General features: G+C 73.1%; 14 protein-coding genes and 1 pseudogene. 8 read left to right on the top strand and 7 right to left on the bottom strand.

Annotation, left to right across the window (positions count from 1 at the left end; all coding sequences use genetic code 11):
* Both DSZ44_RS18215 and DSZ44_RS05835 read left to right on the top strand, forming a co-directional pair.
* Window positions 1-306: pseudogene (locus tag DSZ44_RS18215) on the top strand (ExeM/NucH family extracellular endonuclease); the annotation flags it as partial.
* 100 nt (window positions 307-406) lie between these two features.
* Entirely contained in the window at window positions 407-958 is a 552-nt protein-coding gene (locus tag DSZ44_RS05835) for a pyridoxamine 5'-phosphate oxidase family protein (protein ID WP_110851648.1), read from the top strand.
* 8 nt (window positions 959-966) lie between these two features.
* On the opposite strand, the gene DSZ44_RS05830 is transcribed toward DSZ44_RS05835, so the two are convergent.
* From DSZ44_RS05830 to DSZ44_RS05820, 3 genes are read right to left on the bottom strand one after another with little or no spacing between them, the layout of a single operon-like run.
* Window positions 967-1149, bottom strand: coding sequence for a hypothetical protein (locus DSZ44_RS05830; protein ID WP_181424544.1), 183 nt, complete (start codon window positions 1147-1149; stop codon window positions 967-969).
* A complete protein-coding gene (locus DSZ44_RS05825; RefSeq protein WP_110851646.1) occupies window positions 1146-2537 on the bottom strand; it encodes an FtsX-like permease family protein in 1392 nt (463 codons plus the stop codon). The genes DSZ44_RS05830 and DSZ44_RS05825 overlap by 4 nt, the downstream gene beginning before the upstream one ends.
* Window positions 2534-3262 (bottom strand): ABC transporter ATP-binding protein, encoded by a 729-nt coding sequence (locus tag DSZ44_RS05820; protein ID WP_110851645.1) that lies wholly within the window; start codon window positions 3260-3262, stop codon window positions 2534-2536. Before DSZ44_RS05820 ends, DSZ44_RS05825 begins: the two co-directional genes overlap by 4 nt.
* 171 nt (window positions 3263-3433) lie before the next feature.
* On the opposite strand from DSZ44_RS05820, the gene DSZ44_RS05815 reads away from it, so the two are divergent.
* The 3 genes from DSZ44_RS05815 to DSZ44_RS05805 all read left to right on the top strand — a co-directional run bounded on the left by DSZ44_RS05815 (window position 3434) and on the right by DSZ44_RS05805 (window position 6017).
* A complete protein-coding gene (locus DSZ44_RS05815; RefSeq protein WP_110851644.1) occupies window positions 3434-3706 on the top strand; it encodes an SAP domain-containing protein in 273 nt (90 codons plus the stop codon).
* Window positions 3707-3915: 209 nt separating this feature from the next.
* Window positions 3916-4371 carry a MarR family winged helix-turn-helix transcriptional regulator gene (locus tag DSZ44_RS05810; protein WP_181424543.1) on the top strand — a complete coding sequence of 152 codons (456 nt, stop codon included), beginning with the start codon at window positions 3916-3918 and terminating at the stop codon, window positions 4369-4371.
* Window positions 4371-6017 (top strand): MDR family MFS transporter, encoded by a 1647-nt coding sequence (locus DSZ44_RS05805; RefSeq protein WP_110851642.1) that lies wholly within the window; start codon window positions 4371-4373, stop codon window positions 6015-6017. The genes DSZ44_RS05810 and DSZ44_RS05805 overlap by 1 nt, the downstream gene beginning before the upstream one ends.
* On the opposite strand, the gene DSZ44_RS05800 is transcribed toward DSZ44_RS05805, so the two are convergent.
* On the bottom strand, window positions 6014-6985 hold the full coding sequence (locus DSZ44_RS05800; protein ID WP_110851641.1) for an alpha/beta hydrolase: 972 nt from the start codon (window positions 6983-6985) through the stop codon (window positions 6014-6016). The genes DSZ44_RS05805 and DSZ44_RS05800 overlap by 4 nt on opposite strands.
* Before the next feature lie 48 nt (window positions 6986-7033).
* Here DSZ44_RS05800 and DSZ44_RS05795 point away from each other — a divergent pair, with 48 nt between their 5' ends.
* Together DSZ44_RS05795 and DSZ44_RS05790 are read left to right on the top strand one after the other, a co-directional pair.
* On the top strand, window positions 7034-8410 hold the full coding sequence (locus DSZ44_RS05795; protein ID WP_146237485.1) for a serine hydrolase: 1377 nt from the start codon (window positions 7034-7036) through the stop codon (window positions 8408-8410).
* Window position 8411: 1 nt separating this feature from the next.
* Window positions 8412-8678, top strand: a complete 267-nt coding sequence (locus DSZ44_RS05790; protein ID WP_110851639.1) for an acylphosphatase — start codon at window positions 8412-8414, stop codon at window positions 8676-8678.
* A 4-nt stretch (window positions 8679-8682) separates the two neighbouring features.
* Here DSZ44_RS05790 and DSZ44_RS05785 read toward each other — a convergent pair whose 3' ends face one another.
* Window positions 8683-9975, bottom strand: a complete 1293-nt coding sequence (locus DSZ44_RS05785) for a CAP domain-containing protein (RefSeq protein WP_146237484.1) — start codon at window positions 9973-9975, stop codon at window positions 8683-8685.
* Between the two features lie 268 nt (window positions 9976-10243).
* Complete coding sequence (upp, locus tag DSZ44_RS05780; protein WP_110851637.1) at window positions 10244-10879, bottom strand: uracil phosphoribosyltransferase; 636 nt, start codon at window positions 10877-10879, stop codon at window positions 10244-10246.
* Between the two features lie 38 nt (window positions 10880-10917).
* On the opposite strand from upp, the gene DSZ44_RS05775 reads away from it, so the two are divergent.
* Window positions 10918-11379: a nucleoside deaminase gene (locus DSZ44_RS05775; RefSeq protein ID WP_373681229.1), complete on the top strand. Its 462-nt coding sequence runs from the start codon at window positions 10918-10920 to the stop codon at window positions 11377-11379.
* 42 nt (window positions 11380-11421) lie between these two features.
* Here DSZ44_RS05775 and DSZ44_RS05770 read toward each other — a convergent pair whose 3' ends face one another.
* Window positions 11422-12324 carry a Sir2 family NAD-dependent protein deacetylase gene (locus tag DSZ44_RS05770; protein WP_373681228.1) on the bottom strand — a complete coding sequence of 301 codons (903 nt, stop codon included), beginning with the start codon at window positions 12322-12324 and terminating at the stop codon, window positions 11422-11424.
* Between the last annotated feature and the right edge of the window lie 17 nt (window positions 12325-12341).

The following is a 12341-nucleotide window of genomic DNA, read 5'->3' as shown; positions in this document are numbered from 1 at the left end:
GACGCGGACACGGTGTTCACCTACGGCCGGGCCGGTGACGTCACCCTGACCGGTGACTGGGACGGCAACGGCACCGACACCCTGGCCGTCCAGCGGGGTCGCACGTACTACGTGAACAACTCCCTGCGTGGCGGGGACGCGGACACGGTGCTGACCTTCGGCCGCCTGGGCGACGAGGTGCACGTCGGTGACTGGAACGGTGACGGCACCGACACCCTCGGTGTCCGCCGCCCGGTCGGTCAGGCACCCGCCACGGCCACGGCCACCGGCGCCAAGGAGGTGACGAGCGCCGCCAAGGTCGCCTGACCGCAGCTCGAGAGACACCGACAGCCGGACTCCTCGCAGGAGGAGTCCGGCTGTCGGTGTCCTGGGCAGAACCGGCCGTGTGGGCTGGCACACTGCTGGCATGCGGCAGTACCCGAGCATCACCGACAAGCACCGCTCCTTCATCGAGCGCCAGCACATGTACTTCGTCGGGACGGCGGCGCGCGACGGGCGGGTCAACGTCTCGCCCAAGGGCCTGGACTCCCTGCGGGTCCTCGACCCCAACCGAGTGGCGTGGCTCAACGGCACGGGCAGCGGGAACGAGACGGCGGCCCACCTCCTCGACTCGCCACGGATGACCCTGATGTTCTGCGCCTTCGAGGGCAAACCGCTCATCATGCGGCTCTACGGCACCGCCCGTGCCATCCACGCGGGGGACCCGGAGTGGGAGGAGTCCCTCGCCCTGTTCCCGCCGATGAGCGGCGCCCGCAACGTCTTCGAGCTCGAGGTGGACCTCGTCCAGACCTCGTGCGGCTTCGGGGTGCCGCTCTACGACTACGTCGAGCAGCGCACGCTCATGCCCGCCTGGGCCGACAGCCGCGGCCCCGACGCGATCCGGGACTACCAGCAGCAGAAGAACCGCCTGAGCATCGACGGCCTGCCCACCGGTCTCCCCCTGGCCGAGGGCGTCTGACCAGCGGCCTAAACGGCCCGGTCGCCCGCCACCCGGGCGAACACCCACTCGTGGACGTCCTGCCACACCGTCCCCAGGCCCAGGGCGGCGCCGGCGGCGACCACCGCGCAACCGAGGACGAAGAGCGCCAGCAGCACGAGCGCCCGCCGCGACTGGTGCTCGTCCGGCTCGATCGCCACGGGGACCATCACGGCCTCCCCTCGGCCAGGACGCTGCGCAGCACCGTCCGGGACGTCGTGACCCCGAGGCGGACGAGGAGCACCCCGCCGACGATGCTCGCGACGATGACGAGGACGGAGACCGGCGCCGTGACGACGGCGATCCCCACGAGCGGGAGGACGAGCGTGCCGGACGCGGCCACCGAGATCGTCGTGATGACGACGAGCGGCTTCATGACGGTGCGGCGCTGGGCCGCGACCATCGTCGCCTCCGGCATGCCGAGCCGGTCGAGGCTGCGGTAGAGCTCGGCGCGGTCGAGGACCTCGGCGGCCTGGGTGACACCGGCGGAGGCCGCGACCATGAGGAAGCTCGCCAGGAGGGTGACGAGGATGCCCGTCTGGACGTCCACGACGAGGAGCTGGTCGTCGCGGCTGCCCATGTCGCCGGTCATCGCCATCGTCGCGACACCACTGCCGGCCACGACCGCGATGAAGCACGCCATGACCACCCCGCTGACCTGGCGCCACACCGCCTTGGGGGACTGCGCCATGCTGCGGGCGGCGAGCAGCTGCGCGGGGTTCTGCGCCCGCCGCAGCTGGCGGCGGGCGAGCACCGCGACGACCCACGGGCCGAGCACGTTGAGCACGGCCAGCACCGCGCCGAAACCGCCGAGGACGACCGCCACGAGGACGGCGAGGTCCGCGTAGCTGCCCTGCATGGCGACGGCGGCGACGCCGATGACGACGACACCGACGGCGGCGCGCACCCAGCCGACCTTGGGGGCGTCGGTCCGACGCCGGACCCCGAGCGGGGAGATGCTCACCTGCCGCAGGCCGACGACGGCGCTCACGGCGGCGAGCAGGACGACGGCTGCGACGGCGAGGGCGACGATCCACGGCGCCAGCCAGAAGGCGCTGCCGATCGGCTCGCCACGGAAGTGGATGAGCTGGACGAAGGGAGCGAGGAGGAGGTACCCGACGACGCCCACGACGGCGCCGGTGAGCGCGACCGCCGCTGCCTCCAGCACGGTCATGCGGGCGACCGTCGCCGTCGTCGCCCCGAGCAGCCGCAGCGTCGCGAGGCGGTCGTCCCGTCGCCGGGCCGAGAGCCGCGCGGCGGCACCACCGAGCGAGGCGAGCGGCACGACGAGGAGCACGACGGCCAGGGCCGCGAGGAGCTGGTAGGTCAGCGCGTAGTCGTCGTCCCAGCGCAGGAAGGACAGGGCGCCGGCGAGGACGACCAGGAGCAGCGTCGTCGTCGCGGCGAAGGCGACGACGGGCAGGACGAGGACGGCGGAGCGGGCGCTGCCCCGGCGGGCGAGGAGCACGCTGATCGGGAGCACCACACCGGTGCTGCCGCCGGCGGGCGGCGGGGCAGGGGGTTGTGTGGCCGTGGGGCTCGAGGCCGTCGTCGTGCTCATGAGCGCGAGTCCCCGACGACGAGGCCGTCCCGCAGCCGCAGCACCCGTGAGCACTGCGCGGCGACCGTCTCGTCGTGCGTGACGACGACGAGCGTGCGCCCTCCGGCGATGGTGGCGTGGAGCAGTGCCTGCATGACCTCACGGGAGGTGTCGCTGTCGAGGGCGCCGGTGGGCTCGTCGGCGAAGACGACCTCCGCGCCGGTCACCTGCGCGCGGGCGATCGCCACGCGCTGGGCCTGCCCGCCGGACAGCTGACCGATGCGGCGCTCCTCCATCCCGGCCAGGCCGAGGTGCCGCAGCCACAGGGCGGCGTGGTGCTCGGCTGCGGGCCGGGCCACGCCCTGGAGCATGAGGGCCAGGGCGACGTTCTCCACCGCGGTGAGCTCGGGGATGAGCAGGCCCTCCTGGAAGACGAAGCCGAGACGCTGGCGGCGCAGCCGGGAACGTTCGGCGTCCGACAGGGAGCTGACGACCACGGGGCCGTGGCTCGTGGAGAGCAGGACGCGGCCGCTGCTCGGCCGTACGATCCCGGCGAGGCAGTGGAGCAGGGTCGTCTTGCCGGAGCCGGAGGCGCCCATGATGGCGACCGACTCCCCGGCCCGGAGGTCGACGTCGACGCCGGCGAGCGCCGTCGTCATCCCGTAGGTCTTGGTGAGCCCCCGGGCGCTGAGGACCGGCGCCGCGACGGGGGCGGGCGGCGGCGGGGTGAAGGTGTGGGCGGTCATGGGTCCAGCCTCGGGCCGGTGCCACTCCCGTCGCGTCGGGCAGCGGACTGATCCTGCACCGGCGCCGTCCCCTCACGGGTGGAGGAGGGGTCCACCGGTGGGTGGACGCTGCGGATGCACCGCCGGCGGGACGGGCGGATGCTGGGAGCCCCGACGAGAAGGAGACGGCACATGCCCGGCAAGCAGGACCCCGGCCCCAGCGTCAAGGACTCCGAGCTCTACGAGTCCCTCCGCGACGAGGGCAACTCGAAGGAGAAGTCCGCCCGTATCGCCAACGCCGCGGCCAACAGCTCGCGCAGCGAGGTGGGGGAGAAGGGCGGGCAGTCCGGCTCCTACGAGGACTGGACGGTCGACGAGCTCCAGGACCGCGCCCGTGAGATCGGCGTCGACGGCCGCTCGAGCATGAACAAGGACGAGCTCATCAAGGCCCTCCGCAACCACTGACCGACCCCCCTTCCCACAGCCCGCGTCCCCCTCTCTTTGCGCCGACAGCGCGCGTCCCCCTCTTTGCGCCGACAGCTGAGTTGTTACTGCGCCGACCGCGCACGCTGGCGTCACACGTCAGCTGTCGGCGCAAGAGGGGTGGGGGCGTGGGTGACCTCACGTCGTCCGAGAAAGATGCATGCTGCATGTAAGAGTTAACCTGGGTCATCGTGACCGCTGACCAGCACGATGCGCTCGAGGGCCTCATCGACGCCCTGGCCGACCTCACCCGTCGGCACCGCAACCTCACCGTCCGTCTCTCCCGCGAGTCCGGGCTGCCCGCCTCCCAGGTAGCCGTCCTCGCCGTGCTCGCCCGGCTCGGTGAGTGCCGCATCGCCGAGCTGGCCGAGGAGCTGCTCGTCGACCCCTCCGTGGTGAGCCGGCACGTCAACCCGCTCGAGCAGGACGGCAGCGTCGAGCGTCGGCAGGACCCCGCCGACGCCCGTGCCGCGCTCATCCGCCTCACGCCCAGGGGCGAGGAGAAGCTCGCCCAGGTGCGCCGGCTGCGCCGTCGTCACCTCGAGTCCGCCCTCGCGGACTGGAACGAGGGTGACGTCGCCGGCCTCTCCGAGGTGCTCGGCACCGTCGCCCGCGTCCTCGGCGCGACCCAGGAGGTGGCCCGCTGATGGCCCTGCCTGACTGGGCTCCCGGCCGCCGTCGCACCGAGGAGGAGGAGGCCAAGCACCGCGAGATCATGAAGGTCTTCACCGGCCTGCTGCTCGCGCTGTTCGTCGCGATGCTCTCCGGCACGATCGTGGGCAACGCGCTGCCGGTCATCATCGCCGACCTCGGTGGCACGCAGCTGCAGTACACGTGGATCGTCACCGCGGCCCTCCTCGCCTCGACGGCAAGCACCCCGATCTTCGGCAAGCTCGCCGACCTCTTCGACAAGAAGAAGCTCCTCCTGCTCGCGATCGGGCTGTTCAGTGTCGGCTCGCTGCTCGCCGGCTCCGCGCAGAGCGCGAACACGCTCATCGCCTACCGCGTCATCCAGGGCGTGGGCATGGGCGCGCAGATGGCTCTCGTCCAGACGACGATCGCCACGATCATCTCCCCCCGGGAACGCGGGCGGTACAACGGCTACATGGGCGCCGTCATGGCGGTAGCGACCGTGTCCGGCCCGCTCATCGGCGGCGTCATCGTCGACACCCCGTGGCTGGGGTGGCGCTGGTGCTACTGGAGCGCCATCCCCTTCTCGCTCATCGCGATCTGGGTCCTCCACCGGCGTCTCCACGTGCCGGCGAGCACGCGCCGCACGCCGACGATCGACTACTGGGGCTCGGCCCTCATCGTCCTGTCGGTCACGCTGCTCCTGCTGTGGCTCTCCTTCGTCGACACGAGCTTCGCCTGGGTCTCGTGGCAGTCCGCCGCCATGGTCGGTGGTGCGCTCCTCGGGACGGTCGTCTTCGTCCTCGTCGAGCTGCGGGCCGCCGAGCCCGTCGTGCCGATGTGGATCCTCACCGAGCGCACCACCGCCCTGAGCATCGTCGCGAGCTTCGCCGTCGGCACCGTCATGTTCGCCGCCCCGGTCTTCCTCGGCCAGTACTTCCAGATCGGGCGCGGCTACGGACCCACGGAGTCGGGTCTGCTCATGGTCCCGATGATGCTCGGCGTCTTCGTCTCCTCCACCATCGCCGGCCGGCTCGTCAGCTCGGGCGGCACGTGGAAGCGCTACGTCGTCGGCGGCATCGCGATCCAGGCCGTCGGCGTCGCGCTCATGGCGACGATCGGGGTGTCCACGCCCCTGTGGGTGCTGGGCATCTACCTCGCGCTCATGGGCATCGGCCAGGGGGCCTCGATGCAGAACCTCGTCCTTGCGGTCCAGAACACGGTCGCGCTCAAGGACATGGGCGCGGCCAGCTCCGCTGTCGCCTTCTTCCGTTCGCTCGGCGGCGCGATCGGGGTGCAGGTGCTCGGCGCGGTGCTCTCCGCGCACATCTCCACCCTGCTCGTGTCCCGGCTCACCGCCGCGGGCATCCCGGCGGACGCCATGGGTGGCGGGGGTGGCAGCCTCGACGTCGGGGCCCTGCCCGACGACGTCGAGGCGATCGTGCGCAGCGCCTACGGCGACGGGATGGACCTCATCTTCCTCATCATGGGTGTCCTCGCGGTCATCGCGCTGGTCGCGGCCGTCCTCATGCGCGGCTCCACGCTGCGCGACACCGTCGACCTCGAGGTCAAGCGTGCCGTCGAGGACGTCAAGGGCGAGCTGCCCGTCGACGACGCCGCCGACACCGGCGACGACGAGGGGCCGGTCCGCAGGGCCGGCTAGGCCGAGCCCTGCTGCGCGGCCGCGAGCCGCGCCGCCGCCCACTCGACGGCGGTGCGTTCGTAGGTCTCGCGCGCCGGTCCCGGGGACAGCGCGAGGTCGTGGACCCCGCCGTCGATCTCGACGACGCTGACGTCCGGGCCCAGCCGCGGGGCGCGGTCGACCATGTGCTGGACGTCGAGGACGCAGTCGGCGCTCCGCAGCTCCTCCTCGGTCGGGGAGGACGGCGAGCCGGACCGGGTGGAGCAGCACAGCAGCACCGGCACGTCGACCGCCAGCCCTCGCGCCACGCGGGCGTGCTCGCGGCGCACGCTTGCGGCCATCCCCGCGCGCATCGGGAAGCCCTCGACCGGCTTCCACGCGAGGTCGTAGTCCCAGCCCTGCTCGCGCAGCCAGCGTCCGTACGGCTCGTCCAGGTGGCTGACGACGACGCTCGGCAGCCACGTGGCGAGCAGCCGGATGAGCCGGGTGAGGAGCACCCGCTCGGCCCAGGGCCCGTTGTGCTCGAGCCACGGGCTGTTGAGGACGACGGCGTCCACCTGCCCCGGGTGACGGTCGACCCAGCTCACCGCGACGAGACCGCCGGTGGAGTGGCCGAGCAGGACGACCTGCTCGTGCCCGTCGGCGCGGATCGCGTCGAGCGCGGCGTCGATCTCCTCGTCGTGGTCGCGCAGGTCGCGCACGTCCCCCGGCCGGGTCCGTTCACCCAGCGCGCGCCCGCTCATCCGCAGGTCCAGGGCGTAGAAGTCGATGCCCGCGGCCACCCAGCGCTCGGCGTGGGCGGTCTGGAAGAAGTAGTCGGTGAAGCCGTGGAGGTAGAGGACGGCCTGCCGGCTCGTGGTCTCGCGCCGGTGGACGAGCACCGCCTCGGGCTGTCCGTCGTAGCCGGGCGAGGGGCGAAGGCTGATGCGGCGCTGCACCCAGGGCTCGCCGAGGACGTCCGGGGTGGGCGGGGAGAGGGGGGCGGACATGGCCGCATCATCCCAGGCGGGCCGCCGTCGTCTGGGAGGATCGTGCCCATGCCTCGGGGGAGACGACAGGTCGGGTCGGTGGCGCTCGCGCTGGTGCTGCTCACCGGTGCGTGCGGTGGGACGCAGCAGGAGCCGGAGGATCCGCCGTCGTCGTCCGCGCCGCCCGCGCCCCCCACCGAGGAGGTGAGCATCTCCGACGGCGTGACGCTGCCGGAGACGCGGGCCGGCCAGGCCGCGGCGTGGGTGCTCGAGCAGCTCGCCGCGGACGAGGGCCCGAGCGCCGAGGAGGCGCAGGAACGCTTCGCGGACGCCTTCCTCACCCAGGTGCCCGCGCCGCAGGTTGCCGCCGTCTTCGCCCAGCTGCGGGCGGGTGGCCCCTACGTCGTCGAGGGCTACAACGGCACCGAGGACGCCGCACGGCTGCCGCTCGTGGCGGCCGACGGCCGCTTCCTCCTCCACGTCGTCACCGAGCCCGACGGCCGGATGGGCACCCTCTTCTTCGAGGCGACGCGCGCCGTCCCGGACGTCACCTCCCTGCGTGACCTCGACGACGCGCTCGCCGGCCTCGATGCCGAGACCTCCCTGCTCGTCGCCGACGGTGCCAGCTGCGAGCCGCTCCACGAGCGCGAGTCCGACGTCGCGCGGCCGATCGGCTCGATCGTCAAGCTCTACGTCCTCGACGCCGTCCGCCAGGCCGTTGCCGACGGCACGCTCACCTGGGAGGACACCCTCACGCTCACCGACGACCTGCGGTCCCTGCCCTCCGGCGTCCTCCAGGAGGAGCCCGCCGGTCACCAGGTCAGCGTCCGCGAGGCGGCCGAGCTGATGATCTCCGTCAGCGACAACACGGCCACCGACCTCCTCGTCGACGCCGTCGGGCGCGAGGCCGTGCTAACGGCGGTCGAGCGGCTGGGGCACCACGACCCCGCGCTGCTCACCCCGATCGTCACCACCCGCGAGCTCTTCCAGCTCGGCTTCACCGACCCCGACCTGCGTGAGCAGTGGGCCACGGCCGACACCGCCGGGCGGGAAGAGATCCTCGCGGGGCTTCCCGGGGGCGAGGTGGCGTTCGACCCCGCACTCGCCCAGGACGTCGTGTGGACCGATGATCTTGACTGGTTCGCCACGGCGCACGACCTGTGCCGCGCGCACGCGGCCCTGCAGGAGAGTGGCGACGAGACGGTGCTCGACATCCTCGCCCTCAGCCCCGGGATCGAGGTCCCCGAGGGCTGGGAGTACGTCGGCTTCAAGGGCGGCAGCGCGCCCGGTGAGATGGCAGGCTCGTGGTACCTGGGGTCGGCGGACGGCGAGGGGTACGCCGTCGTCGTCCAGATCGCGGCGACGGACGTGGCCGCGGTGCCCGACGCCGGGTGGATGGCCGGCGTCGTCGGCCAGACCGCCGAGGTGCTTGCCGAGGAGGAGTGACATGCGGCGCTGCTACGTGAAGGTCACCGGCCGGGTCCAGGGCGTGGGGTTCCGCATGGCCTGCGCCGCCCAGGCCGAGCGCGCCGGCGTGGCCGGCTGGGTGCGCAACCTGCCCGACGGGCGGGTCGAGGTCGTCCTCGAGGGTGAGGAGGCCGCCGTCGACCAGGTGCTGCGCTGGCTGCACGAGGGCCCGCCCGCGGCGCGGGTCGAGGACGTCGACGTACGGGTCGAGGAACCGCAGGCGGAGCAGGACTTCCAGGTGCGCTAGAGGCTCAGTGCTTCTGCGCGATGACAGTGACCGCGTACGGAACGCGGTCATCGCTCCAGGCGAAGCCGTAGCCCACGTGGGTGTACGTGTCGCTGAGCATCCAGGGGCGGTGACCGTCGGACTGGGTCCACCAGGTGTGGAGCCAGGTGAGCAGGGTGTTGAAGTTCATCGAGGCGCCACCGGTGTTGCGCACGATGAGCTCGCTGCACGAGCCCCAGGTTCCTGTGCTGTAGCCCCGGCAACCCACCTGCTGCGTCATGCGGGGGTTGTGGGCGCTGCCCATGCTGGCGGGCTCCCAGTCGGCGAGGTGGTTCGCCCACCCCTGGGCGACACCCTGCAGGTGGGTGTTGTACGCCACCGGAGGGAGACCGTTCGCCTGACGGAAGACGTTGAGCAGCGCGAACAGCGTGGTGCGGGCCGTCCCGGTGTCGCCGGCAGGCGGTGTCGGCGTCGGGGTGGGCGTCGGCGTCGGCCGCGGGGTGGGGGTCGGCGTCGGCGTGGGCTTCGGAGTCGGCGTCGCGGACGGCGTGGGGCTCGGCGTGGCGCTGGGCGAGGGGCTCGGCGCCGGCGTCGGGCTGGTCGAGGGGCTCGGGCTCGGCGACGGGCTGGTCGACGGGCTCGGGCTCGGCGTGCTGCCCTCCTCCGGAGAGGCGGGCTCCTCGGCCGACTCCTCCGGCGCGGGCTCCGGCTGCGACTCGGCCGGCATCTCCTGCACCGGCTCCTCGACCGGCTCCGGCTCGACGGGCTCTGCGGCCTCAGCCGGCTCCGTGGGCTCCTCGACCGGCTCGGCTGCCGGCTCCTCGGTCACCTCGGGCGCCGGTGCCGGCTCGGTGGTGGGCTCGGGCTCGGGGAGGGTCTCCTCACCGGCGTCGGGCACGAGGACGGGGCTGTCCCCGCCGGGCGTCGACACCGGGCTCTCGTTCATGACGACCGCGGGCGCGGCCTTCTCCGGGCGCTGCGCGCGCGAGGCGAGTGACTCCGTGCGGGCCTTGGAGACGTCGGCGGCCGCGGCCAGGGTGGCCTCGGCGGCGCGCTCCTGGGCGGCGTGGTCGGCGAGGGAGATCGTGATGTCCGCGCGCTCCGCCGTCGTCGTCACGATCGTGCCGCCGGTCATGTGCGCCGGCATGCCACTGGCCTCGAGCGGGAGGAGGACCCAGGCCGGCAGCGTCGGGGCTGCGGTGACCGTGCTCGCCAGCACCGTGAGGGTGAGGGTGAAGGAGGCGGCGACGGCGCCCACGCGTGAGGCGGTGCGGCGCGAACGGCGTGCGCCGGACCGTGCCTGTGCGTCAGATGCCACGACGGATCCTCCACCGCCTGCGCCCGACGGCGCCCCTGCCCATCACTAGCCGAGGCGTCGACGGAGGGAGGGTGCAGCGGGCCGTCGAGCCGTGTGTCCGCGCTCAGGGTAGTCCCGCCCGCCTCAGATGTCACATCAGTAACACGAGTAACACCCGTTGCGCCCGCTGCTGCACCCGCAATGCACTGTGCGCCCGCTCGGTGACCGTGCGCCCCGTAGACCGGGCGCACAGTGCACCGGACGGGCGCACAGTCGAGGATGGAGCGGGTCAGACCACGCCGTAGAGGCGGTCCCCGGCGTCGCCGAGACCCGGCACGATGTAGGCGTTCTCGTCCAGACGCTCGTCGACGGCGGCGGTGACGATCTTGACCTCACCGCGCGTGCCGACCGCCTGCTCCACGGTCCGCAGGCCCTCGGGCGCGACGAGCAGGCAGATGGCCGTGACGTCGCGGGCACCGCGCGCCAGGAGGTACTCGATCGCCGCGATGAGCGTGTTGCCGGTGGCGAGCATGGGGTCCAGGACGAACACCTGGCGGCCGCTGAGGTCCTCGGGCAGCCGGTTGGCGTAGGTGATGGCCTCGAGAGTCCGTTCGTCACGCTGCATGCCGAGGAAGCCGACCTCGGCCGTGGGCAGCAGGCGGGTCATGCCGTCGAGCATCCCCAGACCCGCGCGCAGGATCGGCACGACGAGCGGCCGCGGCGCCGCGAGGTGCGTTCCCGTGGTGCGCGCGACCGGCGTGGTGATCTCCACCTGCTCGGTCTGCACCTCGCGGGTCGCCTCGTAGGCGAGGAGGGTGACGAGCTCGTCGACGAGCAGCCGGAAGGTGGGCGACTCGGTGCGCTCGTCCCGCAGGACGGTGAGCTTGTGGGCGATGAGCGGGTGGTCCGCGACGTGCAGGCGCATGTGTAGAACGTACCGGTGCCTGGGCGAGGACGTGGAAGATGGGACCCATGGCACCGTGGACCGTGGCGATGAACACCGCCCTGGAGCTCGCCGAGCAGGCGCTCGCGGGCGGGGACGTGCCGGTCGGCGCCGTCGTCCTCGACCGTGACGGGCGCGTGCTCGCGACGGCGCACAACCGCTGCGAGGTCGACCGTGACCCCACCGCTCACGCCGAGGTCCTCGCCCTGCGTGCCGCGGCCGCCGCCACAGGGGACGTGCGGCTCGAGGGCTGCACGCTGGTCGTCACGCTCGAGCCGTGCACGATGTGCGCCGGCGCGGTGGTGCTCTCGCGGGTCGCGAGGGTCGTCCTCGGCGCCTGGGACCCCAAGGCCGGCGCGTGCGGCTCGGTGCGCGACGTCGTGCGGGACTCGCGGCTCAACCATCGCGCCGAGGTGGTCGGCGGCGTCGAGGAGGAGCGCTCGGCCCGCCTGCTCCGCGAGTTCTTCGCCGCCCGCCGCTGACCCCCGCCCGCCACCGGCAGTGACGAGGCCGTGGGCGACGGCTCAGCTGTCGAGGGGCAGGGGGCGCAGCGTCCGGGCGAGGTAGGGCAGCGCGACCGTCGTGCTCACCTCGACCTTCGCCGTCGCGAGGTCGTCGCCCCGGGTCGCGCCCCGGGTGAGGATGACCACGGGTTTGCCCGACTTGGCCGCCTGACGCACGAAGCGCAGCCCGGACATCACCGCGAGCGAGGATCCCGCGACGAGCAGGGCGTCGGCCTCCTCGACGATCGCCCGGGCGCGCTCCACCCGCTCCTTCGGCGTCGTCCCGCCGAAGAAGACGACGTCGGGCATGAGGGTGCCGCCGCAGCGGGGGCAGGGCGCGACCCGGAAGTCGGCGGTGCTCTCCAGGGCGGCGTCGGCGTCCGGGGCCACCTCGACGTCGTCGACGTGCCGCTCCCGCCAGCCCGGGTTGAGTGCGGACAGCGCCTGGTCGTGCGCCTCGCGGGAGAAGGTGCGCCCGCAGTCGCGGCACACCACCTGGTCGTAGCGGCCGTGGAGGTGGACGACGTTGCGCGAGCCGGCCTTGACGTGGAGCAGGTCGATGTTCTGGGTGACGATCCCGTTGACGGTGCCCTCGTACTCCATGAGCGCCAGGGCGGCGTGGCCGGCGTTGGGGGAGACGTCCCGCAGGTGGCGCCAGCCGAGGTGGTTGCGCGCCCAGTAGTGGCGGCGGTGGGCGTCCGTGGCGAGGAACTCCTGCAGCGTCATCGGGCGCCGCGGCGGCGAGCCGGGACTGCGGTAGTCGGGCACGCCGGAGTCGGTCGACAGCCCCGCACCGGTCAGCGCCGCGACCGTCGCCCCGGACAGGAGCTCGACGACGGGAGCCAGTGCGGCCGGGACGTCCGCCGGTTCGGGACGGGCGGCGTCGGCCGGTGGGGCGACGATGAGGGGGCGTTGCGAGTCCACCAGGCCGAGGCTAGCCC

This window comes from Georgenia satyanarayanai, assembly GCF_900116375.1.
Lineage (GTDB): Bacteria > Actinomycetota > Actinomycetes > Actinomycetales > Actinomycetaceae > Oceanitalea > Oceanitalea nanhaiensis.
This window is presented reverse-complemented; position numbering and strand designations above follow the sequence as displayed.